We start from the raw sequence: 21829 nt of genomic DNA, 5'->3' as shown, positions 1-21829 counted from the left end.
GGAAGATTACTCCCCGATAAAACCGGGTATAACCGTGGGTATTAACTCCGGTTCAGGGCCGCCGCGATAGCCACGGCGACCAGCAGTACGCCCGCCGCGACGGCGATGAACCCCGGCCAACTCGTCGCCGCGAAGACCAGGCCGGCGAGGGCGCCGAGCACCGAGGACCCCAGGTAATAACAGAGCAGGTACATGCTCGAGGCCTCCGCACGGTCCCGGGTGGCGATCACCCCGATCCACCCCGACGCCGTGGAGTGCATGGCGAAGAACGACGCGGTGAATACCAGCAGGCCGGGCAGCGCCAGCCATAACGACGGCGCAGCGATGGCGCACAGCCCGGCGAGCATCAGGGTCGCGCCGGTCAGCATGATGCGGCCCCGCCCGAAACGCTCGGCGAGCGCCCCCGCGCGCGCCGAGGACCACGTGCCCGACAGGTACATGACAAACACGAGGCCGACCAGCCCCGGAGAGAGCCCGAAGGTGTCGATCATCCGGAAACCCACGAAGTTGTAGACCGAGACAAACACACCCATGCCCACGAAGGCGATGACAAACAGACCAGCCAGATGCGGGTTGCTCCAGTGCGCCACCACGGCGCGGAACTCGCTGGCCAGGCTGATGTGTTTGGGCTCGAAGCGCCGCTGCCGGGGTAGGAGGAGCGCCATGGCCACGGCCCCCACCAGCGCCGCGGCAGAGATGACAAACAGTGCGGGGCGCCAGGTGGTCAGCTCCAGGAGGCCGGCGGGAACGAGGCGGCCGAGCAGGCCGCCGACCGTGGTGCCCGCGACGTAGAGCCCCATAGCCTGTCCGAGGTCGTTCTCGTGCAGCTCCTCGGCAAGCCAGGTCATGGCCACGGCGGGCACCCCGGCCACGGCCACGCCCTGGAGCAGGCGCAGCGCGATGAGCCAGTGGGCGTCCGGGGCGAAGGGCAGGGCAAGGCCGATGAGCGTGGCCGCCAAGGCGCTGCCGATGAGGACGGGGCCGCGCCCGGCCCGCTCAGAGAGGATGGACACGGGCACGATGCACAGGGCGAGCGCACCCGTCGCCGCGGAGACGGTCAGGGCGGCGGTGGCCGGGGAGATGTGCAGGTCATCGGTGAAGATGGGCAGCAGGGCCTGGGTGGCGTAGAGCGTGGCGAAGGTGGCCAGGCCCGCGGCAAGCATGGCGAGCGAGGCGCGTCGATAGGCAGGGTCGCCCCTGTGCAGGCCCTCGGGTCTGGTGCTCATCATCACTCCATCTTCCTGCACGATCCGGCCGGCCGGAAAACAACGAGACCCCCGGACGAGACCGCGCTGCTTTCACAGGCGGCCCCGCAAGGGGGTCTTCGGGCGCGAAGAAGAGTTACTTCTTGGCGGCTGCGAGGCGCTCGGCGACGTCGTCCCAGTTGAAGACGTTCCAGACTGCCTTGACGTAGTCAGCCTTGACGTTCTTGTACTGGAGGTAGAAGGCGTGCTCCCACATGTCCAGCATGAGCAGCGGGGTGAAGTCGATGGAGACGTTGCCCTGCTGATCGGTCAGCTGCTGGATGATCAGCTGGCCGGCAATGTGGTCGTAACCGAGGACGGCCCAGCCGGAGCCCTGCAGGCCGGTGGCCGCAGCGGAGAAGTGAGCCTTGAACTTCTCGAAGGAGCCGAAGTCCCTGGTGATGGCCTCAGCTAGCTCACCGGTGGGCTCGCCGCCACCGTTGGGGGAGAGGTTCTTCCAAAAGATGGAGTGGTTTGTGTGTCCACCCAGGTTGAAAGCAAGGTTCTTGGAGAGCGCGCGGATCTTGTCCGGGTTGGCCTCACCCTCGCGCTCAGCCTGGAGTGCCTCGAGGGCGGCGTTGGCGCCGGCGACGTAGGTCGCGTGGTGCTTGTCGTGGTGCAGCTCCATGATCTCGGCGGAGATGTGGGGCTCAAGTGCGTCGAAGGCGTAGGGCAGGTCGGGAAGCTCGTACGTAGCCATTAAGAATCAGTCCTTCCAAAAACTTTTGTCTAAGTTCGCGCATCGTCGGACGGTGCGCTGAGCCCCACTATAGACAAACTCGCGATCTCGGCAACGGGGTCGTTTCCTATTTCAGGTTGCCCCCGGTGGGCCCAGGAAATATTCACGTAACGTTCGCGGTTGAATCCCTGTGAAAGGAAGTGACCGATCATGCGTTGGATGTTTCAGAAGACCCCCGAGCTTGTTTCCGCTGATGAGGCCCTCAAGGGCGGCCGAGCGCCCGTTCTGGAGAACCCCCGGCCCCACCCGGTGCTGGGCACCCCGATCACCGGGCCGTGGAAGGAAGGACAGAAGTCCGTCCTCGTCGGCGTCGGCTGTTTCTGGGGCCCGGAGCAGATGTACTGGAAGATGGACGGCGTAGAGTCCACGTCGGTCGGATACGCCGGCGGCGTGACCGCGAACCCCACCTACCGCGAGGTCTGCTCGGGCCGCACCAACCACGTCGAGGTCGTCGAGGTGGTCTACGACCCCGAGAAGGTCTCCCTGCGTGAGATCGTCGCCGTGGGTCTGGAGGATCACGACCCGACGCAGAAGAACCGGCAGGGCAACGACGTGGGCACGCAGTACCGCTCCGCGTTCTACACCGTCGGCGACGATGCCGAGGCGGACAAAAAGCTCATCGAGGAGATGGTGGCGCAGTACGCCACCGCGCTGGCGGAGAAGGGTTACGGCGAGGTCACCACGGAGATCAAACGCCTGGACGAGACCGATGCCGGCGAGTACTACCGGGCCGAGGACGAGCACCAGCAGTACCTGCACAAGAACCCGGGCGGCTACTGCCCGACGCATGCCACGGGCGTGGCCTGCGCGCGTTAGAACTCCACCTCGTCCAGGCTGGCGACATCCCCGCCGCCGGGACGATCCAAGTACACCGCGTGCATGCCCGCCTTACGGGCGCCGCGGACGTCATTGTTCAGGTCATCACCGATGAGGACGCTTCTCGAAGCCTCGGCCGACTCCATGCGCTCCAGCGCCGCCGCGTACGACGCGGGCTGCGGCTTCGCCGCCCCCAGATCCGTGGCCGCGAGCATGACCAGGCCCGGGCGCGAAAGCCCGGTGCGGGCGAGTTTGTCGTTCTGCATGTCCGTGGCCCCGTTAGTGAACACCCCGACGCGTCGGCCGTTGGCGAAAGCCCGGTCCAGCGCTGAGGCTGCGTCGGGGAAGGCTTGCCAGGAGCGTCGATACGCGGCGAGGTACACCTGGTAGATCTCCAGGGCCTCCACCTCGGACATGTCGGGGCGGCCCAGGAACTCGCGGCAGCGTTCGACGCGCTGGCCGGCGTGGGTGACCTTCCCGCGCTCGAAGCGCGTGAACCAGCGGCGTTCGACGGCGAACCAGCGGCGCACTATCTCCTCCGGAGCGCCGGGGAGATCGAAGTGCGCGGCGAAATCGAGCACTCCGGCACGCGCGGCGCCGGCGTGGTCGATGAGTGTGCCGTCGAGGTCGAAGAGGACCACCTGGATGTCGGAGGGGAGGCGCATGACCTTCAGTTTAAGGGCCGGTGAAATCTTGGCTGGTGGGGCTGCCGCGGCGTGGCGACAGTGGCACGGTGGGACCCATGGTGAGCCGGAGACATGTCCTCGCCTCCGCCGTGGCGGTGGGTGGCGCGGCCGCCCTACCCAGCTCGGTGGACAAGGTGCGGGCGTCGAGCGTGCAGGCCTACACGGACGTGGATCTCAGCGCGGTGCACGGCGATCCGCCGCCCTACCCGGAGAGCACCCACCACCTGTTCATGCACGGGGTCGCCTCCGGGGACCCGCTCCCGACCTCGGTGATCCTGTGGACCCGGGTCTCACCCTCCCCGGAGGCGGTCCCCGGGTCCGGGCTCGGCGACGACGTCTTGCTGACCTGGCAGATCGCACTGGACGAACGTTTCTCGCGGGTGGTCCGCGAGGGCGAGGTGCTGGCCACCGCCGCCGACGACCACACCGTGCACGTCGACCCGTTCGGGCTGACGCCGGAGACGACGTACTTCTACCGTTTCCTGGCGGGTTCCACGGCGAGCCCCACGGGGCGCACCCGCACGACCCCGGACGCGGACTCGTCGCCGGAATCGCTGCGTCTGGCGGTGGCGTCCTGTGCCAACCTCGAGTCGGGGTACTTCGGCGCGTATTCGGACATCGCGAGGCGAGCGTGGGCGGGTGAGATCGACGTGGTGCTGCACCTGGGGGACTACCTCTACGAGTACGCCAGCAGCGTCAACCCCGGAAAAACCGGGGTGAGCAGGCCATTTGAGCCACCGTGGGAGATCGTCACCGCGGCGGACTACCGGGTCCGCCACGGCCAGTACCGCCGCGACACCGAGCTGCAGGCCGCCCACGCCGCTGCCCCCTGGGTGGTGACCTGGGACGACCACGAGATCGCCAACGACGCCACCGTGCCCGGCGCCCAGGGCCACGACCTCTTCGAGGGCGACTGGGCCGCGCGCCGGGCGGCGGCAATGGGCGCCTACCTCGACTGGATGCCGGTGCGCGCGACCAATCCGGCGGAGGGCGGCCGGCTGTACCGCAGCCTCCGCTTTGGCACCCTGGCCGAGCTGCACATGCTGGACCTGCGCAGTTACCGCTCCGGCCCGGGCCTGATCCGCTCGACGGACCCCGAGCGCACCATGATGGGCCAGGAACAATTCACGTGGCTGTCACAGAAATTATCGACGTCCGCTGCCACCTGGTCGCTCATCGGCACCTCGGTGATGATCTCCCCGCTGGAACTCCTCGACCTCGATCCCGCCGTGCGCGCGCCGCTGGCCGCGATCACCGGCGCGGACTCCGGCGCGGAGTTGGCGACCGGCCTCAACGCCGATCAGTGGGACGGCTACCCGGCGGACCGCGAGCGGCTGCTCACCCAGATCGCCGAGACCCGTCCCGATGCCTCCACCGTCTTTCTCACCGGGGACATCCATTCCGAGTGGGCGGGAAAGGTCAGCCACCGCGGCCGGGTCATCGGGGCCGAGCTGGTGTGCTCCTCGGTCTCCGCACCGAACCTCGACGACGCCCTGCACCTGCCCACCGGGAGCGCGGTCTCCCGGGCGGCGGAGCGCCACGTGCTGGCGAACAACCCGCACTTCGAGCACGTCAACCTCGACGCGCACGGCTACCTGATCGTGCGCTTGGACGCCGAGGGTGTCGAGGGGAGATGGCTGCGGGTGGACGACGTGGAGCGGGCCGGCTCGCCGGTGCGGGTGGGTAACAGCTGGGCGTTTGCCGGCGGAGCGTAGGCCCGCCGGTGATGTGACGTGGGTCTACTGTCTCCGAAGAATGCGAGCTACGTATCGTTGACGGAAAGATCCTCGCCGGCCCACCACCGTCGGCGGGGATGGTGGCACACCAGCCCATGCTCTGACCCGGAAGAGGTTTCACGATGTCCACTGTGTTCGGGAGTTCAGACTCCGCAGATTCAGCCGGTTCCGGCGACCAGTTGCCGAAGCTCCACAGCGACGAGCATCTCCGCCAGTCCCGTGACCAGTTCGAGCTCGGCAACCTCACGGAGGCCGAGCAGGACCAGTTCAAACAGTCCGACAGTACGCAGAAGCCCGACGGAAGTTTCCTGTCCTGGGTGATCACCCTCTTTGGCACCGCGGTCGGTGCCGGCATCCTGTTCCTCCCCCTGGACGCCGGCAGCTTCGGCTTCTGGCCCCTGGTCGCGGCGACGCTGTTCATCGGCCCGCTGGTGTTCTTCTCACATCGCGCCTACGCCCGGATCGTCAGCGCCTCCCCGATCAAGGGGCTGGATGTCCTGCAGGTCATCACCTCTCTGACCGGCCGCAAGCGCGGAGCCGTCACGGCGCTGATGTACTGGTTCTCCATCTACCCGATCGTGCTCATCTACGGCATCAGCATCACCAACACGGTGGACAGCTTCCTGGTCAATCAGCTCGGCCTGCCGCAGCTGAACCGACTGCTGCTCGCACTCATCTGCGTGGGGGTCCTGGCAGGTTCCTTCGCCCTGGGCAAGAAGGCCATGCTGTGGCTGGCCAACATTCTGGTCTACCCGTTGCTGCTGACCCTCGCGGCGGTCTCGCTCTACCTGATTCCGCAGTGGGACCTGGAGAGCTTCATGGCGTACGAGTCCGCCACCCCGATCTGGAAGTCGTTGCTGCTCATCCTCCCGATCCTCGTCTTCTCCTTCAGCCACATGGCGGCGGTGTCCCAGTTCGTCCTGGACATCCAGAAGGCCAAGGGGGGCGACGTCCACGCCACGGAGCGTGAGGTGTCCCGGATCGAGTTGGTCGCGTCGACCCTGATGGTCGTGTTCACGATGTTCTTCGTCTGGTCCTGCACCCTCGCCCTGGGAGCCGAGGGCATGGACGAGGCAACCGCGGCGAACATCCCGGTGCTCTCCTACCTGGCCAACGTCACTGACGCCCAGTTCCTGGCGGTGATCACCCCGATCATCGCGATCTGTGCGATCACCACCTCCTACTACGGCCACATGCTGGGCACCCAGGAGGGCACGACCTACCTGCTGCGTGTGGTGGCCCCGGGCGCCGCGGCGAAGATCAGCTCGCGGGCGCTCAACGCCGGCATCAACATCTTCATCTTCCTCACCACGGTCGCGGTCGCGGTGCTCAACCCGCCGATCATGGACCTCATCTCCGTCGTCGGCGGCATCTTCATCACGTTCCTCGTCTACCTCGTGCCCAGCCTGTTGTTCCGCAGGGCCACGGCCTTCAAGCACTACGCCAACCGTCCCGACACGATCTTCGTCGGAGTCATGGGCGTGATCATCATGGCAGTGGCGATCTGGCAGCTCTTCCAGGGCTGACCTTCGGTTAGATCCCGTGGCGTTTGCAGTCCGCGTAGATCCAATGCTCGAGCTCGTCCGCGATGTCCTCGGTGAGCTCGAAGGCCGCGTCCTCTCCCAGCACCGCCTGCCAGTAATAGAGCATCTCCCGGTGGTACTGGTGACCGTGCCCGCCGGGCGGATCGAGGGAGTCGACCTGGTCCACGGCGACCTGCCAGCCGGTAACGAAGAAGGCCCACCGCATGCTCTGCAGGACATCCACCCGCTGCGCCTCCGGGGCGGGAATGCCGCGAGCGCCGGGCTCGCGCAGCCAGTCGGGTTCCTGGAATAGCAGCGGCCAGTCCCAGAACACCACCGGGTCGGAGGCGTGCTGGGCGAAGACGATCCGGGGACGCTGCCACGAATGCGCGAACGGGTTCCCCCGGAAATCGGTGTGGACGTGCTCCGGTACCGCGGCGAAACGCACGTGCCTTCCGCCGCCGACCACGGGCAGGCGCTCCGGGGAGCCGTGTTCGCGTTTGGTGACCAGCGCGCGGTGCAGGCCGGTGAAACCGGGGACACCGGAGAAGACGGCGCCGTCGATAAGCGAGAACAACTCGTCGCGCCCGAAGGAGTCCGCGATGCCGTAACCGCCGAGCGACTCGCCGGAGACGTACAACCGGGGGCGGGAATTCTCGGGGAGCTCATCCAGCCAGTCGCGGACGCGGCGGATGAGCAGGCGCGATGAGGCCACGGGGGAGTCGCGGTCGGTGACGTAGGCGAAGGCAGAAGGCAGGTAGGAGTACTGGATGGCCACCACCGCGCAGTCGCCGCCCGTGAGGAACTCCAGCGAATCCATGGACCAGGGGGAGAGCCAGCCGGAGCCGGCGGAGGACATCACCACGACCGCGCGCCGGGAGGCGGCGCCGGTGCGCTCGAGTTCGCGGATGGCCAGCTCGACGGACTCCTCGACCGTCCGGTTCTCGGTGAGGCCGATGAACACTCGGACCGGCTCTTTGACCTGGTGTTTCAACAGCGGGGTCGCGGCGGCGATGTCCCTGGCGCGTGGGCCGGCGGAGAGCACCGTCCGGCCCTTGGACCCCACCGCACCCCAGTGCTCCAGGGAGGCGGCGGACCCGCTGCGTTCCGGCTCGCGCGGCTGCGAGATGCCGGGGAACACGTAGTCGTTGAGTGCCTGCGCGCGCCGGGCCGCGTTGTTGAGGAGCTGGCGCACGATCACCCGGTCCGAGGTCACGACCAGTAGCCCGGTGACCACCGTCGCGGACAACGGCCAGCTGAGCACGGGGGGAAGCCAGCGGCGCAGGAGAAGGGCCAGCCGGGTGATGCTGGACTGGTTGGCCTCGGCGATGAGCAGAATTGCGCCGAAACCGAGTGTCCCGATCCCCAGCCCGGCGATGGCCTCGGAACGGCCGCGGCGACCGGGCTGATCGACGAGTGCGGCCTGCTCGTCCTGGCGCCACAGCGAGGAGGCGGCGGCTACGGCGGTGGTTAGACCCATGGCGGCGTGGAGGATCCGGTGGCCCCGGCGGGTGAAGTCCGGGTTCGGCCGGTGGCCCGTGACGTCGAAGACGGTGCCCAGGGCGAATCCCGCCACCGTGCCGATCGCGTGCCCGACTCCCTGGCAGATGGCCACATTCGCCGCCGTCGCCCACCACGGGCGGGGAAGCAGAGACGGGGAGATGGCCCACCAGGTGGCCGCCTCCGCGCCGAGAAGCCCCGCGCCGAGATTCTGGGGAAGATGACGCCGACCGGTGGCCATGCGGACCCCGGGAAGAATCTCGCCGTAGATCTCCAGGGCCAGGGCCGCGGCATGCAGCCCCGAGGAGGCTGCCCGGAGGGCGAATCGGCGGGCCGGTGCCCGGTGCCACCGGTCCGTCAGCGAAAGCATGGATCTCATCTTGGCAGAACTTTCCCGCCCCTGCACCGGGGAGCTGCCGCCCGGGAGGAATGCAGGTAGAACGGGACGTGAGTGCACACAGGTGTTAGCGCGACGTTCATCTGTACCCAGCGTCGCGTTTACCGCGGCGGTGCACAATGACGTGCGTGAACGAGGACGGCGAGGGCATGGACGAGCAACTGCACACGATGTTGGGCCAGCTGGATGCGATTCTCACGGATCTCGATGCGGAGGCGGAGGCGAAAGCCGCGGTTATCGAGCGTGTCCATCCCCGCCACCGGGAGGGCGCGGTCAACCTCATCCACTACTCGCTACTGCGCGACCATGACGTCCGTGAGCTGCAGGCCGGCCTTTCCGCCATCGGCGCGACCCGGCTGACCACGACGGAGCCGGCCGTGAAGGCCCGCGTCCAGGCTGCCCGCAACGTCGTCGGCGCTTACCTGGGCCTGCCCGTGAAGTTCGGCGGCGACGAGGTCCGCGACGCGTTCCACGAGGCGGACGACATTCTCGACCGCAACTCTGATGAGCTGCTCGGTCCCAATGCCGAGGGAACTCATTCGCGCATCATGGTCACCCTGCCGTCGGAGGCCGCGGACGACGCCGACCTGGTGCTCTCCTTCGCCGAGGCGGGCATGGAGGTCGCCCGCATCAACTGCGCCCACGACGGCCCCGACGCCTGGGGCCGGATGATCGAGCACGTGCACCGCGCTGAGGAATCCGTGGGCAGGCGGATCCGCGTGGCCATGGACCTGGCGGGTCCGAAGCTGCGCACCGGTGCCATCGCGCCGGGCCCGGCGGTCGAGCGCGCCCGGGTGACGCGCACCGAGGTAGGCGAGACGATCACCCCGGCGAAGATCTGGCTGGTCCCGGCTGAGTCGGGCGGCCCGCGTGAGGCCGCCCCCGAGCCGCCGGCCGGTCCCGGTCGGCCCACGGTGACGGTACTTGTCGACGACCGCTGGCTGGACAGAGTCGCCGAGGGCGACGTGCTCTCCCTCGTGGACACCCGCAACGCCAAGCGCGAGTTCACCGCCGCCGAGGTCGTGGATGTCGACGGGGTGCGCTGCGTGCTCGCCACCGGAGACCAGAACGCCTACCTGTCCAACTCCACGCTCATCCAGCACGACTTCGAGCGCACCCGGATCTCCGGCATCCGCGACCTGGAGCAGCACCTGCTGGTCAGCGCGGGGGACACCCTCACCCTGACGACAGATCCGACGCCGGTGGACCCGAGCGCCGGCGACATGGTCATCGGGTGCACCCTGCCCGAGGCGGTCCGGGCCATAGAGCCCGGTCAGCCCGTGCTTTTCGACGACGGCACCATCGAGGCAGTTGCCGGGGAATCGTCCGTCGACGACGCCGGAAACACGCGGGTAGTCCTTAATGTGGTCCGCGCTAAGCCGGGTGGAACCAAACTCCGGGCGTACAAGGGGATCAACCTCCCGCAGACGGTCCTGCCGCTGCCGTCGCTGACCGACGAGGACATCGTCGCCTTCGAGTTCGTCGCCCGTCACGGGGACATCGCCAACGTCTCCTTCATCCGCAACGCCGCGGACGTGGCCTTCGTCCTGTCCACGCTCGCGGAGCTCGCCGACACCATCGAGAAGGAATCCGGGCCGGAGGCGGGGGAGCGCGCCCGCAACCTCGGCGTCGTGCTGAAGATCGAGACGATCCCCGCCTACGAGTCTCTTGCCTCGGTGCTGCTCGAGGGCATGCGCCACGAGAACCTCGGCGTGATGATCGCCCGCGGCGACCTCGCCGTCGAGTTCGGCTTCGAGCGTCTCGCTGAGGTGCCGCGGCTGATCATGAACATGTCGGAGGCCGCGCACGTTCCCACCATCATGGCTACGCAGGTCCTGGAAAGTCTGGCGAAGTCGGGCCTGCCGTCGCGCGCGGAGATCACCGACGCCGCCTACGCGCTGCGGGCGGAGGCGGTCATGCTCAACAAGGGCCCGCACATCACCGACGCGATCCGGATTCTCAACACGATCTCGGCCAAGCTCGGGTCGTCGCAACGCAAGAACCGCATCCAGCTGCGCCGCATCAAATCCTGGCACAACGCCCTCTAGACCTCACGGGAGCCAACACATGAAAATCGTCGCCCACCGCGGAATCGCACCCGGCTTCCGGGAGCTCACCCCGGCCGCTTTCGAGCACTCCCTCGCGCTGCCGATCCACGGCGTCGAGTGTGACGTCCGGCTGTGCCGGACCGGCGAGGTGGTTCTCCACCACGACCGTAGGCTCGGGCGCACGTCCAGCGGGTTCTCCAAGGTGTCCTCCCTGTCGCTCGATCAGCTGCGGCAACAGAACTTCGGCACCGAGGAAATGCCGCAGTCGATCCTCACCCTCGACGAGATGCTGGAAATGATCAGGGACGCGGGCGACAAGCACCTCTACCTGGAGATCAAACACCCCTCGCGTTACGGCCGCATGCTGGAGGAACAGGTGCAGCGCGCACTGATCTACGCCGGGATGCTCGAGGACGAACGCATCCACATCATCTCCTTCTCCACCCTGTCCATCCGCCGGATGGCGGAACTCGCCCCGGCGCTGGACCGCATCTATCTGCGCCGCCAGTGGGAGCTGCGTTACAACCCGGGTGACGTCCAGCTGTGTGAACCCACGGCGCTCGGCCTGGGTCTCAGCTCGGCCCGGGTGCGCCCGGATCTGGTGGGCGCGCACGGCCTGCCGTCCTACCTCTGGACACTGAACTCGCCCGCGGACATCCGGTTCGCGGAACGTGTCGGCGCGGACATCATCGCCACCGACTTTCCGGAGATGGCCCTTGAGACGCTGGGGCAGCTTGCTTCGGTAGATTAGGCCGCATGGCCAAAAAGAACCGCAAGAACGAGCAGGACCAGAACCTTCCCGAGGGCATGAGCCGCCGCCAGGCGAAACTCGCCGCCCGCGCCGCCGAGCGTGAGGCCCTGGACAAGGACCCCCGCCCCTTCGGTGGTCTCGCCGCCGAGGCCGACCTGGTCGCGCTGCAGGAATTTGTCCCCGCCGGCACCGCGACCGTGCCCCTCAAGGGCAGCGACCGCACCGTCACCCTGGGCACCGTGCTCCCCGGCGCCGGCGCCGGACTCGTGCGCGACGAGCAGTTCGGCGGCGACGCACTCGTGGGTCTGCAGGTGCAGAAGCGCTCGCACAACCCCGGCCGCGACCTCGCCTACGCACTGAACTGGGCCGCCAACGCCGCGCCGGGTGAGACCATCGAATCCACCGTCGCCGACGGAAACCAGCCCAAGCTCACCGATCTCATCGACGCCGACACCACCCTGGACATCACCGTCCACGACGACTTCAACTGGTGGGCCCCCGAAGGCGGCCAGGTCCCCTTCGAGGTTCAGCAGGCGATCCAGCGCTCCAACGAGACCATCGCGCCGACGCGCCGCGTCACCGCGAACGTCCCCGGTTCCGCGTGGTGGACCAACCCGGGCGGCGGCAAGGCCTACCTGCGGTGGGTGCGTATCGACGACAATGAGTCCGCCCTCCTCTCCGCCCTGGCACGCGTCGCCGCCCGCGGGGACCTGCACGTGGGCGAGAACACCAAGTTCGCCGGCGTCTTCCGCACCCACGGCGTCATCGTCCCGGTCTTTGACCTGCACGACACCGATAAGGCCGCGGAGGAGTACAACGCCGAGCTCGAGCGCGTGAACACTGCCATCGAGGCCGAGCTGAAGAACGATGAGCAGCTCACCGCTGAAGAGCGCCGCCAGCTGGAGAACATCAAGTCCCGTCAGGTGACCATTCGGTAATTGTCGGGCACGGGGCGTCGATAAGCGAAGCCCCGCGGCAAGAATGTCGAGCTCATCGACGCTGACTTGGTCAGATCGCGCAAAAGAGTAACGTCCGGTGCATGAGTAACTTCACCAACGTCACTGTCCTCGGAACCGGCGTGCTCGGTTCGCAGATCATCATGCAGGCGGCTTTCGCCGGCAAGAACGTCGTGGCCTACGACATCGGCCAGGAGCAGCTGAACAAGCTGCCGGCGCGCTGGGAATGGATACGCGGACATTACCGCAACGATCTGGCGGGTTACACCGACGAGCAGTACGACGCGGCGGTCTCCCGCATTACGGTAACGACGGATCTCGCCGAGGCCGTCGGGTCTGCCGACGTCGTCATCGAATCCATTCCAGAGCAGCTCGAGCTGAAGAAGGATGTCTGGGCCAAGGTCGGCGCCGCGGCTCCCGATCACACCATCCTGCTCACCAACACTTCGTCGCTGCGCCCCTCGGATTTCGCCGGGGCGACCGGGCACCCGGAGCGCTTCCTCGCCCTGCACTTCGCCAACACCGTGTGGCGCAACAACACGGGTGAGGTCATGGCCACCTCCTTCACGGATAAGAAGGTCTTCGAGGACACGCAGGAGTTCGCCCGGCAGATCAACCTCGAGGTCTTCCCCATCCACAAGGAGATCCCCGGTTACATCATCAACAGCCTGATGATCCCGTGGCTGTTCTCCGCCGCGAAGCTGTACCTGGCCGAGGCCGCGGACCCGCAGGTCATCGACCACGACTGGAAGGTCTCCCTCGGCTCACCGCGTGGGCCGTTCGAGGTGTTTGACATCGTCGGCTTCAACGTCGCGTACCACATCATCATGGGCGGCCCGTACGCCGAGATGAAACCCTTCGCCGAACAGCTCAAGGCCAAGGGTATGGACCGCGGCCGTACCGGGCTTGGCGACGGCATCGGTTTCTACGAGTACGACGAGCAGGGCCAAATTGTTCGCCCGAACCCCGACTGGGTCATCTACGGCGACTAGAAGCTGCGCACTTTCTTGGCGGGTTTTCCCTGTTCAGGGGGGATATTGAGTATGCGGCTGCATACTGATTAGCCTGCTGTGATGAGTGCGCACGTGCGCACTATGCCATGGCATAGTGATCGAACACTGCGAGGCGGCGTGCTTTCCTAGCGGTATGCCCTGCTCAGAGGTGTGTCCAGTATGCGGCTGCATACTGTTTAGCCCGCTGCGATGAGTGCGCACGTGCGCACTTTTTTGCTCACGGTTTGATCCGCGGGAGGTGCCGACTATGCCATGGCATAGTGATTGGGCACTTCAGGACTTCGCACTTTCCCAGCCGTACGCCCTACTCAGAGGCGTGTCCAGTATGCGGCTGCATACTGATTAGCCCGCTGTGATGAGTGCGCACGTGCGCACTTTTTGTGCGCGGCAGGGCTCGGGGGCTCGCGCCGACTATGCCACGGCATAGTGATCGGGCGCTGCGAGGCTGCGCACGTTCCCGGTGATATGCCCTGCTCAGAGGCGTGTCCAGTATGCGGCTGCATACTGATTAGCCCGCTGTGATGAGTGCGCACGTGCGCACTTTTTGTGCGCGGCAGGGCTCGGGGGCTCGCGCCGACTATGCCACGGCATAGCGCCCCCACCACTAACGCATCGAGCCGAACAGCTCCTCGGCGGCCGTTTCATCCCACACCACGACGTTGCCCACGTCGGTGTCGAGGAACCCGCTGATGGGCACCGTGTTGGTCTCCACGCCGCGCATCGCCAGGGCGAGGCGGGCGAGGTGCCAGACGTGCTCGCCCTTGCCGACGGTGAAGGTGCCGGAACCGTGGTAGATCAGCGAGACTATGCGCACGGGGTTGAGTAGTGTCGCGGGCGCGGTGATTTCCCCGAGTAGTGCGGCGAAGAACTCGCGCTGGCGCATGACACGGTCGATGTCGCCCATGGCGGTGGCGCGGGTGCGCACGTACCCCAGGGCCGTGGGCCCGTCCATCTCCTGACAGCCGGCCTGGATGTCGAGGTTCGCCAGGGGATCCTGAATCGGTTCGGCGGCGCAGATCTGCACGCCGCCGACGGAGTCGACGAGGTTGGCTAGGCCGCCCATGCCGATCTCGGCGTAGTGGTCGATGTGCAGGCCGGTCGACTGTTCCACGGTCTCGGTGAGCAGCTGCGGCCCGCCGAAGGTGAAGGCGGCGTTGATCTTGTCCTCGCCGTAACCGGGAATGGAGACGAGGCTGTCGCGGGGAATCGACACGAGCTGGGAAGCGCCGGGGCCGGTGGGAATGTGCAGCACCATGATGGTGTCGGTGCGTCCGGTGCCGATGTCGCCACCTGTGCCCAGGCGCTCGACGTCTGCGTCGCTGAGGCCCAGGCGGGAGTCAGAACCGACGAGCAGCCAGTTGGTGCCCGCGGTGTTGCCGATCTGCTGGTCTGGCATGGCCTCGACGCGGGTGAGGCGGGCATCGGCCCACAGGGTGACCACGACAACGAGCACGAGCAGCAGCGCCAGCGGCCAGCCGAGGCAACCCAGGCAACCCGGGCGGCGACGACGGGGCGCGCGCGGTGGCTTGGGCGCGCGGCGGGACATCCGGTCCTCGGGGCTCTGAGAGAGGAGGAGCTCGTCGTCGGCGCGTCGGTAGGTGGGCTGCGCGGGGCGACGCTGCGGCATGGGCTGCGGAGCCGGCTGCTGGACGGGTCGCGGACGTGGGGGCTGCTGCTCGCGCGGGTAGTAGCGGGTCTCGTTGGCCGGCGGGGTCTGGCGCGGAGGAACCTGCTGGTCGCGCCGGGGTGGTCGCTGGCGCGGCTCCGGGCGGGCGGCGCGTGGTTCGGCGGCACGGCGGCGGACGGGGCGGCCGTAGCGGTCGATCAACGGCTTGCCGTCGCGGCCGAGAACAAAGTCTCCGCCGGCGTCACGTGGGTCGCCGGAGCGGGGGATGCGTCGGCGGGGGTCGTCGTCACGCCAGCTGCCGCCGCGCCCTCCCTGATCAGTCATGGGCAATACCCTATCGCGGCCCGGACCTAACCGAGGAACGCGAGGCGGTCACCGATGGCCGCGTAACCCACGAACGCCACGGCGTCGATGAGGAAGTGGCCGATCACCAGTGGCCACACGCGGCGCGTGCGCGCGTAGAACAATCCATAGACCAGGCCCATGACGATGTTGCCGAATCCGGCGGATATCCCCTGGTAGAGATGGTAGGAACCGCGGAGAACTGACGACGCCGCGAGCGCAGCCGGCAACCCCCATCCCAGCTGTCGCAGGCGGGTCAGCAGCCACATCACCACCACGATCTCCTCGCCGAAGGCGTTGCCGGCGGAGTTGAACAGCAGCACAGGAATCTCGATGGCGGCGTGATCCATGCCGGTGGGAACGACCACCTTGGACAGGCCGGCGTGCACGGCGAAGACGTAGAGCCCGAGGCCGGGCAGGCCGATGATGGCGGCGAGCACCGCGCCCCAGCCGAGGTCAGACCAGCGGGGCCGGGGGATGCGGAAGCCGTCGCCGGCGAGGAGGAACAGCGCCAGGCCTCCCCAGGCGAAGAGCACCAGTGAGCTGCAGGTCTGCAGCGCCAGGTCGAGCCAGGGGATGGCGGACTGGGTGACGTTGGGGGTGGTCTGCTGCTGGTTCAGTGGTTCCGGAGCGAGCAGCGAGTCCGTGAGCCGGAGGATCGAACGCAGTCCGGACATGCCGAAGGTGATGGACAGGACCAGGAGGATCTCCCACCGGGCGCGGGTGCGGTCCACCGTCGGAGGAGTCACTCGTGGAGTTCCCGGGCGAGGGCGAGGAGTTCGGCGTCGGTAAGCGTCAGTGAACCCAGGTGAACCGCGGCGGGCTGAGGGCGACCGGGCACGGGCCACGGCAGCGAGATGGCGGCCGCACCGGCGATGTTGAACAGCGAGGTCCACGGCACCCAGCGGGTCTGCGCCTCGAAGTTGTCCTGCGGGGACAACGAGGAGAACGCGCCGGTCACGGGCGGGTCGCAGGAGATGGTGGGGTTGAGGATGACGTCAACGTCCCAGAACTCCGCCAGCCGGGGTTTCAGCGCGAAGGCGTAGGCCTCCGACTCCTCCTGCTGCTGCTTGGACACGGTCAGGCCGCGCTCGCGGAGCCATTCGGCGAGGTAGTCGTAGTCCTCCAGCGCCACCAGGCGGGAGGTGAAGATGTCCTTGAAACGCTCGAAGGTCTCCGACGCCTCGGGCCAGGGGCCCACCGGGATGACCTCGTGCCCCGCGGCCGCCAGCTTCTCGGCGGCCTCGCGCACGGCGGTGAGGTACTCGGCCTGGACGTCGGTCTGGGCCATGAGCGGCTCGGTGAGCACGCCGACGCGGACCTTGCGGTCGAGCGACGGGGTGATCTGATGCAGGAATGCCTGGTCGGCGACGGTGGTGGTGAGGTAGCCGTGCACTGCGAGGGTGGTGGCGGAAGGTTTGTAACCCGCGATGCCGCAGGCCGCGGCCGGGATGCGGATGGAGCCGCCGGCGTCCGAGGCGTGCGCGGCGCGGACCAGCCCGCGCGCCACCATGACCGCCGCCCCGCCGGACGAGCCGCCCGGGGTGTGACCGGGCCAGATGGGGTTGTCCACCGCCGGCAAGTCGCGGGGTTCGGCGTCGACACTCATGCCGAGCTCCGAGGACACGGACTTGCCGGGGATGCGTGCGCCACGGGCCTCGTAGGCCGCGATGAAGGGGTCCGTCTCCTCGGCCATACGGGTGCGTGCCTTCGAGCCGAAGGTGGTGGGCATGCCCTTGAGGTCGTAAAGATCCTTGGCGGGGATGATCCAGCCGCTGAGGTCGCCCTCGGCGACGGGTTCGCGGTCCAGGTCAATGTAGGAGAACCCGTGTTCCTCGGGGGTGAGTTTTTCCAGGGCGCGGGCGAGGTCGGTGATCGATTCCGTCATGCGCACCACCATAGAGCCTGGGTTAGGGTGAGCACATGACTTTCAGCGTGGCGTATCTCGGCCCGGCGGGGACCTTCACGGAGGCCGCCCTCACGGAGTTTTCCGCGCGCGGGGTGTTCGGTTCCACGGGCATTCAGCCGCTCCCGGTGGCCAGCCCGGCCGCGGCTCTCGACGCCGTGCGCTCCGGTCAGGCGGACTACGCGGTCGTGGCCATCGAGAACTCCGTCGACGGCGCCGTGACCGGCACGTATGACGCGCTTGTCGACGGCGGCGAGCCCGTCCAGATCTTCCACGAACTGGAACTCGAGGTCGCGTTCTCCATCATGCTGCGACCCGGCACGGCGCTGAGCGACGTGCGCACCTTCGCCACCCACCCCATCGCCCACCAGCAGGTGCGCCGGTGGCTGGCGGAGAATCTCCCCAACGCGGAGTTTCTCCCGGCCAGCTCCAACGCCGCGGCCGCGGAGATGGTGGCGAACGGCCAGGCCGATGCGGCGGCCGCGCCCGCCCGGGCGGCGGAGATCTTCGGACTGGAGCGGGTAGCCGACTCGGTGGCCGATCGCCGGGGCGCGCGCACGCGGTTTGTGGTCGTCGGTAAGCGATCCGCACCCACCCCGCGCACCGGGAACGACACCACCCTGGTGGTGTTCACCCTCCCGCACGAACCCGGCACCCTGGTGGCGTCGCTGCAGGACTTCGCGCTGCGCGGCATCGACCTCTCGCGCATCGCCTCGCGCCCCACCCGTGACGCGCCGGGCACGTACCTCTTCTATGTGGACTTCATCGGGCACATCGACGACCAGCCGCTCGCCGAGGCCCTGCGCGCCCTGTGGCTGCGCGCGGAGAACATCCGATTCCTCGGCTCCTGGCCCTCGGTAAATGAGGAGGCGCGGGCGAAGTCGGTGGATCTTTCGCGTATCGACGCCGCGTCTGCCTGGGTCGATGCCGCGCGGCGCGGGGAGGAGATCTGATGGCCGGACGAATCATCCTCGTGCGCCACGGGCAGACCACCTCCAACGTGGACCGGCTGCTGGACACCGAACCGCCGGGTGCGGAACTCACCGACCTCGGCCGCCAGCAGGCCACCGACGTGGGTACCGAGCTCGCCGAATACTGCGGGGCCGGCGAGGGCAGCCTCGGGCGGATCGACACCGTGTACTGCGGAATCTCTCTGCGTACCCAGCAGACCGCCATGCTCGCGGCTCGAGCGGTCGAGGCCTATGCCGGGCTTCCGGAGCGCGCGCTGCGCGTGCATCCCACCGTGGGCATTCACGAGCTTGCGGCCGGAGAAATGGAGATGCGCGGCGATGACGAGGCCCACCGCGCCTACGCCGTGGCGACGGCCGGCTGGCTGCGCGGCGACACTGAGGCGCGCATGGCCGGCGAGTTCGGCGAGGGGCTGAGCGACATTCTCGGCCGCTATCAGCCGGTGCTGGAAACCATCGCCGAGGAGCACGAGCTGGGGACGCAGGACCGCGACGTCATCGTGGTCAGCCACGGGGCGGCGATCCGCACCATGGCCACGCACGCCACCAGGATCGACCCCGAGTTCGCCTTCGCCGGCTACCTGGCCAACTGCCGGTTCATCGTGCTCGCTCCGGGCGGGCGGGAGTTCGGCAAGTGGGAGCTGGTGCGCTGGGCGGATCTGGATCACCAGATCTGAAGCGGCGGGTATCGCGCGAGGATCGGTGCCTACCCCTTAACTCGGCGGTACTCACCTGGAGTGATACCCAGAACGCCGCGGAAATCGGCGCACATGTGTGACTGATCGGCGTAGCCCAGTTGTGCGGCGAGGTCGCCCATGGCTACCGACTCCCGTGCACGCAACTGCACGGCGGCCTCCTGCAGGCGGTATCTGCGGATCACCGCCAGCGGCGACAACCCGATGTACCTCGCCGAAAGCCGCTGCACGCTGCGTACGGACATCCTCATCCGCTCGGCCAGCTCGCCAACGCTGGTGATCGAGCGGTCGGCGGCGATGAGATCCACCATGGCGTTCGCAGTTCTGCCGGTGTCGTCAGCGCCGGCAATCTCCCTGCGCACCCAGTCGGCGGCAGCCCGCACCGCCGCGGTGTTCTCGCCCGCGCGCATCGGGGTGGTCACCAGCGAAAGGAGCCCCGGGGCTGCGAAAGACAGGTAGGTGTCGAGGAACTCGGCCGGTTCGCTGGTCAGAGCCGCTAGCCCCGCGGGACGCAGCCGCATCCCGAATGCCCAGTCGTGACCCGAAAGGACGCGGACGCTGATTCCGGTCGTCGGCCCGTAGAGATTCACGTGCCCGTGCTCGACGACGAGGTGAGACGCCGGAAACGGGAGCACCGTCTGCGTCGAGGTGGCGCCGTCTGTGAGCTCCCACCTGGGGATCCAGAACCACTCCACCCGGTCCCTGATGTCTTCGGGCGCGTCCACCCGTTCAAAGGCGGGTAGCTGACCGGGGAAGAGGATGCCCCGTGAATCACCGGTCGTCGTCATGGCACCGCCCTTGTCAGGTGGTTGTCGCGAATCTCCAATCCAGGCGGACCGGACAGTCACTAACCTAATGCCCATGACCACTTCCTCGCCCGGCGTCACCGGGGACCACACCACCAACGGCCGGCCGAACTACTACACGTCCCTCACCCCGTTCATCGCCGTGACCGGTGCCCGGGAAGCGCTCGACTTCTACCGCGATATCTTCGGTGCCGAGGTAATCGATGTCACGGAGATGAACGGCCAGGTCGTCCACGCCGAGCTCGGATTCGACTCGGGAAGACTCCAGCTGGGCGAGGCGACTCCGGACTACGGGCTGGTGCCTCAATCTTCCACCGATGACGCCTGTTTCTCTTTCAGCTTGTACACCCCCGACGTCGACGCGCTCGTCGACCGGGCGGTGAGTGCCGGGGCCACCCCGCGCGAACCTGTGGCCTAATTCGCCTCCGGCGACCGCTATGGCTCCATCAAAGATCCGTTCGGCGTGCGGTGGACGATCATGATGCGGGTGGAAGATCTGTCCTCCGAGGACAGCGCCCGACAGGTTGCCGAGTGGGCTGCCCAGCAGGAGAACTGAGTTAGGGGTCACTGCTGCGGCAGTCCAGACGTCTGGACTGCCGGGAAAACGACCGTCGAGAAGCTAACCCCAACCCAGCTGGTGCAGCCGATGCTCCTCGATGCCGAAGTAGTGGCCGACCTCGTGGAAGACGGTGACCTCCACCTCGTGGGCGAGATCGTCCTCGGAGACGGCGTGGCGCTCGAGGGTGTCCTTGTAGATGAAGATCGCGTCGGGGAGATAACCCGTGTGGTCGAAGGTGCGCTCGGTGAGCGGGACGCCCTGGTAGAGACCGAGGATCTCCGGGTTCTCCTCGTTGAAGGGCTGGACCAGGACGACGACGTTGCCCATGCGCCGCACGACGGCCTCGGGAAGTTTGTCCAGGGCGTCATCGACGAGCTCGTCGAAACGCTCGTCGCTGACGCGGTACATCTACTGTGCGGGCGCCGGGGTGGGTGCCGCAGAGGAGGCGGGCGCCGGGGCACGCACCGGGTCGCGGGCCGGCTGCTCGGGGACCGGGGCGCCGTTGATCTTCAGCGCCGGCTTGTCCTTGGCCGTGCCGACAAGCTCCGAGAATCCGCCCTCGGGGTTGGCGTGCACGAGGTAGCAGTTCGTCGAGTGTGAGCCGCCGATCCACGAAGCCGACTGGATGGGGATCCAGTAGGGCTGCAGCGTCGACTGGTAGAGGGCCTCGTCGTCGCCGAGGTAGTCGATGGCGGCCTGCGTGCACACATCGCGCAGGTGGGTGTCCTGCTGCTCGACACTGGGGGTGCCCTCCGGGAACACCGGGAGCAGGTCCACCACGGAGGTGGCCTCGAGCTGGTGCGGCTGATCGCAGTAGATCGGGGCGAGCTGCTGCGAGCCGTCGACCTGGATGCAGTAACCCGCGGGATAGACCCGCGACTGGTCCTGCTGTGCGACAAAACCACTGGTCTCGACGACGGTTCCGCCGGGATCGGTCTCCTGGATCCCGCAGAGGAGGGTGCGGTCGCCCGCGGCCCACTTCTCCGCGGGCGGGAGAATAGAGGCGATGGAGTAACGCCCGGCCGGGTCGTAGCGCCCGTCGAGGTAGCGCAGCGTGGCGCTCTGGCAGAGTTCCTCACGCAGCTGCGCCTGGCGGGTGACGCCAGGCTGCTCGGCCTCGGGGCCGAACTCGCTGGCGGGGTAGGTGGCCAGGTCCTCGCGGGTGGAGACCTCGAAGCGGTGGGTCTCGTCGCAGGAGGTGCGCTCGAAGTTCTCCAGCTCGCCCGTGCCTTCCGCCACGCCCCAGGTCAGGCAGTCGCCGGCGGCGGCGGTGGTGAACGGGGCGGCGTCGACAGCCGGGGCGGTGGAGGAGGAACCGGGCGCTGCCGTGGTGGAGTCGGTGCCTGTGCCGTCCGACTGGGAGACAAACCCGTAACCGCCGACACCCGCGGCGCCGACGAGGGCGGCGACGAGTGCGGTGCGGACGGCGGTTGCGGATCGCCAGGACGCGGTGCTGCTCGGGGTCCTCGTCGGCAGGGTGGCTCTAGTGCTCATAATGCTGACCATTGTGCACCGGT

General features: G+C 67.8%; 20 protein-coding genes. 10 read left to right on the top strand and 10 right to left on the bottom strand.

The features are described from left to right. Positions 1–41 precede the first annotated feature (41 nt). Positions 42–1229, bottom strand: coding sequence for an MFS transporter (locus CDOO_RS12520; RefSeq protein ID WP_018022011.1), 1188 nt, complete (start codon positions 1227–1229; stop codon positions 42–44). A gap of 112 nt (positions 1230–1341) precedes the next feature. After that, positions 1342–1944 (bottom strand): superoxide dismutase, encoded by a 603-nt coding sequence (locus tag CDOO_RS12515; protein ID WP_018022012.1) that lies wholly within the window; start codon positions 1942–1944, stop codon positions 1342–1344. Positions 1945–2133: 189 nt separating this feature from the next. Between CDOO_RS12515 and msrA the strand changes: the two genes are divergently transcribed. Further along, positions 2134–2799 carry a peptide-methionine (S)-S-oxide reductase MsrA gene (msrA, locus tag CDOO_RS12510; RefSeq protein WP_026159371.1) on the top strand — a complete coding sequence of 222 codons (666 nt, stop codon included), beginning with the start codon at positions 2134–2136 and terminating at the stop codon, positions 2797–2799. Here the strand turns inward: msrA and CDOO_RS12505 are convergent. Then, entirely contained in the window at positions 2796–3464 is a 669-nt protein-coding gene (locus tag CDOO_RS12505; protein WP_018022014.1) for an HAD family hydrolase, read from the bottom strand. The genes msrA and CDOO_RS12505 overlap by 4 nt on opposite strands. A 77-nt stretch (positions 3465–3541) precedes the next feature. On the opposite strand from CDOO_RS12505, the gene CDOO_RS12500 reads away from it, so the two are divergent. After that, positions 3542–5200: an alkaline phosphatase D family protein gene (locus CDOO_RS12500; protein WP_018022015.1), complete on the top strand. Its 1659-nt coding sequence runs from the start codon at positions 3542–3544 to the stop codon at positions 5198–5200. 143 nt (positions 5201–5343) lie between these two features. Then, positions 5344–6747 carry an amino acid permease gene (locus tag CDOO_RS12495; RefSeq protein WP_018022016.1) on the top strand — a complete coding sequence of 468 codons (1404 nt, stop codon included), beginning with the start codon at positions 5344–5346 and terminating at the stop codon, positions 6745–6747. A 7-nt stretch (positions 6748–6754) separates the two neighbouring features. Here CDOO_RS12495 and CDOO_RS12490 read toward each other — a convergent pair whose 3' ends face one another. Continuing rightward, a complete protein-coding gene (locus tag CDOO_RS12490) occupies positions 6755–8623 on the bottom strand; it encodes an alpha/beta-hydrolase family protein (protein ID WP_018022017.1) in 1869 nt (622 codons plus the stop codon). Positions 8624–8769: 146 nt separating this feature from the next. Here CDOO_RS12490 and CDOO_RS12485 point away from each other — a divergent pair, with 146 nt between their 5' ends. The 4 genes from CDOO_RS12485 (at position 8770) to CDOO_RS12470 (ending at position 13388) form a co-directional block, all read left to right on the top strand. Beyond that, positions 8770–10689: a pyruvate kinase gene (locus CDOO_RS12485; RefSeq protein ID WP_020384616.1), complete on the top strand. Its 1920-nt coding sequence runs from the start codon at positions 8770–8772 to the stop codon at positions 10687–10689. A 19-nt stretch (positions 10690–10708) separates the two neighbouring features. After that, complete coding sequence (locus CDOO_RS12480) at positions 10709–11440, top strand: glycerophosphodiester phosphodiesterase family protein (protein WP_018022019.1); 732 nt, start codon at positions 10709–10711, stop codon at positions 11438–11440. A gap of 5 nt (positions 11441–11445) precedes the next feature. Beyond that, positions 11446–12378: a DUF5926 family protein gene (locus tag CDOO_RS12475; protein WP_018022020.1), complete on the top strand. Its 933-nt coding sequence runs from the start codon at positions 11446–11448 to the stop codon at positions 12376–12378. A gap of 101 nt (positions 12379–12479) precedes the next feature. After that, on the top strand, positions 12480–13388 hold the full coding sequence (locus tag CDOO_RS12470) for a 3-hydroxyacyl-CoA dehydrogenase (RefSeq protein ID WP_018022021.1): 909 nt from the start codon (positions 12480–12482) through the stop codon (positions 13386–13388). Between the two features lie 625 nt (positions 13389–14013). On the opposite strand, the gene CDOO_RS12465 is transcribed toward CDOO_RS12470, so the two are convergent. From CDOO_RS12465 to CDOO_RS12455, 3 genes are read right to left on the bottom strand one after another with little or no spacing between them, the layout of a single operon-like run. Beyond that, entirely contained in the window at positions 14014–15360 is a 1347-nt protein-coding gene (locus tag CDOO_RS12465; protein WP_018022022.1) for an LCP family protein, read from the bottom strand. Between the two features lie 26 nt (positions 15361–15386). Continuing rightward, entirely contained in the window at positions 15387–16127 is a 741-nt protein-coding gene (locus CDOO_RS12460) for a CPBP family intramembrane glutamic endopeptidase (protein WP_425389141.1), read from the bottom strand. Then, the gene (locus CDOO_RS12455) at positions 16124–17266 is read right to left on the bottom strand and encodes an amidase (RefSeq protein WP_026159373.1); all 1143 of its coding nucleotides are present in this window, start codon (positions 17264–17266) and stop codon (positions 16124–16126) included. The genes CDOO_RS12460 and CDOO_RS12455 overlap by 4 nt, the downstream gene beginning before the upstream one ends. A gap of 35 nt (positions 17267–17301) precedes the next feature. Between CDOO_RS12455 and pheA the strand changes: the two genes are divergently transcribed. Then, positions 17302–18237, top strand: coding sequence for a prephenate dehydratase (gene pheA, locus CDOO_RS12450; RefSeq protein WP_018022025.1), 936 nt, complete (start codon positions 17302–17304; stop codon positions 18235–18237). Then, positions 18237–18929 carry a histidine phosphatase family protein gene (locus CDOO_RS12445; protein WP_018022026.1) on the top strand — a complete coding sequence of 231 codons (693 nt, stop codon included), beginning with the start codon at positions 18237–18239 and terminating at the stop codon, positions 18927–18929. Before pheA ends, CDOO_RS12445 begins: the two co-directional genes overlap by 1 nt. Positions 18930–18958: 29 nt before the next feature. Here CDOO_RS12445 and CDOO_RS12440 read toward each other — a convergent pair whose 3' ends face one another. Then, positions 18959–19735, bottom strand: a complete 777-nt coding sequence (locus CDOO_RS12440; RefSeq protein ID WP_018022027.1) for an AraC family transcriptional regulator — start codon at positions 19733–19735, stop codon at positions 18959–18961. Positions 19736–19808: 73 nt separating this feature from the next. Here CDOO_RS12440 and CDOO_RS12435 point away from each other — a divergent pair, with 73 nt between their 5' ends. Then, the gene (locus CDOO_RS12435) at positions 19809–20171 is read left to right on the top strand and encodes a VOC family protein (RefSeq protein WP_342668855.1); all 363 of its coding nucleotides are present in this window, start codon (positions 19809–19811) and stop codon (positions 20169–20171) included. Positions 20172–20372: 201 nt separating this feature from the next. On the opposite strand, the gene CDOO_RS12430 is transcribed toward CDOO_RS12435, so the two are convergent. Then, positions 20373–20720, bottom strand: a complete 348-nt coding sequence (locus tag CDOO_RS12430) for a metallopeptidase family protein (RefSeq protein WP_018022029.1) — start codon at positions 20718–20720, stop codon at positions 20373–20375. Further along, a complete protein-coding gene (locus CDOO_RS12425) occupies positions 20721–21806 on the bottom strand; it encodes a septum formation family protein (RefSeq protein WP_018022030.1) in 1086 nt (361 codons plus the stop codon). Between the last annotated feature and the right edge of the window lie 23 nt (positions 21807–21829).

Origin of the sequence: Corynebacterium doosanense CAU 212 = DSM 45436 (assembly GCF_000767055.1) — a bacterium.
In the GTDB taxonomy this organism is placed as follows: domain Bacteria; phylum Actinomycetota; class Actinomycetes; order Mycobacteriales; family Mycobacteriaceae; genus Corynebacterium; species Corynebacterium doosanense.
This window is presented reverse-complemented; position numbering and strand designations above follow the sequence as displayed.

What these genes read in the sequence shown, in the direction of transcription:
- CDOO_RS12520 (WP_018022011.1), bottom strand. Translation starts at nt 1,229, where the DNA reads ATGATGAGCACCAGACCCGAGGGCCTGCACAGGGGCGACCCTGCCTAT.
- CDOO_RS12515 (WP_018022012.1), bottom strand. Translation starts at nt 1,944, where the DNA reads ATGGCTACGTACGAGCTTCCCGACCTGCCCTACGCCTTCGACGCACTT.
- msrA (WP_026159371.1), top strand. Translation starts at nt 2,134, where the DNA reads ATGCGTTGGATGTTTCAGAAGACCCCCGAGCTTGTTTCCGCTGATGAG.
- CDOO_RS12505 (WP_018022014.1), bottom strand. Translation starts at nt 3,464, where the DNA reads ATGCGCCTCCCCTCCGACATCCAGGTGGTCCTCTTCGACCTCGACGGC.
- CDOO_RS12500 (WP_018022015.1), top strand. Translation starts at nt 3,542, where the DNA reads ATGGTGAGCCGGAGACATGTCCTCGCCTCCGCCGTGGCGGTGGGTGGC.
- CDOO_RS12495 (WP_018022016.1), top strand. Translation starts at nt 5,344, where the DNA reads ATGTCCACTGTGTTCGGGAGTTCAGACTCCGCAGATTCAGCCGGTTCC.
- CDOO_RS12490 (WP_018022017.1), bottom strand. Translation starts at nt 8,623, where the DNA reads ATGAGATCCATGCTTTCGCTGACGGACCGGTGGCACCGGGCACCGGCC.
- CDOO_RS12480 (WP_018022019.1), top strand. Translation starts at nt 10,709, where the DNA reads ATGAAAATCGTCGCCCACCGCGGAATCGCACCCGGCTTCCGGGAGCTC.
- CDOO_RS12475 (WP_018022020.1), top strand. Translation starts at nt 11,446, where the DNA reads ATGGCCAAAAAGAACCGCAAGAACGAGCAGGACCAGAACCTTCCCGAG.
- CDOO_RS12470 (WP_018022021.1), top strand. Translation starts at nt 12,480, where the DNA reads ATGAGTAACTTCACCAACGTCACTGTCCTCGGAACCGGCGTGCTCGGT.
- CDOO_RS12465 (WP_018022022.1), bottom strand. Translation starts at nt 15,360, where the DNA reads ATGACTGATCAGGGAGGGCGCGGCGGCAGCTGGCGTGACGACGACCCC.
- CDOO_RS12455 (WP_026159373.1), bottom strand. Translation starts at nt 17,266, where the DNA reads ATGACGGAATCGATCACCGACCTCGCCCGCGCCCTGGAAAAACTCACC.
- pheA (WP_018022025.1), top strand. Translation starts at nt 17,302, where the DNA reads ATGACTTTCAGCGTGGCGTATCTCGGCCCGGCGGGGACCTTCACGGAG.
- CDOO_RS12445 (WP_018022026.1), top strand. Translation starts at nt 18,237, where the DNA reads ATGGCCGGACGAATCATCCTCGTGCGCCACGGGCAGACCACCTCCAAC.
- CDOO_RS12440 (WP_018022027.1), bottom strand. Translation starts at nt 19,735, where the DNA reads ATGACGACGACCGGTGATTCACGGGGCATCCTCTTCCCCGGTCAGCTA.
- CDOO_RS12435 (WP_342668855.1), top strand. Translation starts at nt 19,809, where the DNA reads ATGACCACTTCCTCGCCCGGCGTCACCGGGGACCACACCACCAACGGC.
- CDOO_RS12430 (WP_018022029.1), bottom strand. Translation starts at nt 20,720, where the DNA reads ATGTACCGCGTCAGCGACGAGCGTTTCGACGAGCTCGTCGATGACGCC.
- CDOO_RS12425 (WP_018022030.1), bottom strand. Translation starts at nt 21,806, where the DNA reads ATGAGCACTAGAGCCACCCTGCCGACGAGGACCCCGAGCAGCACCGCG.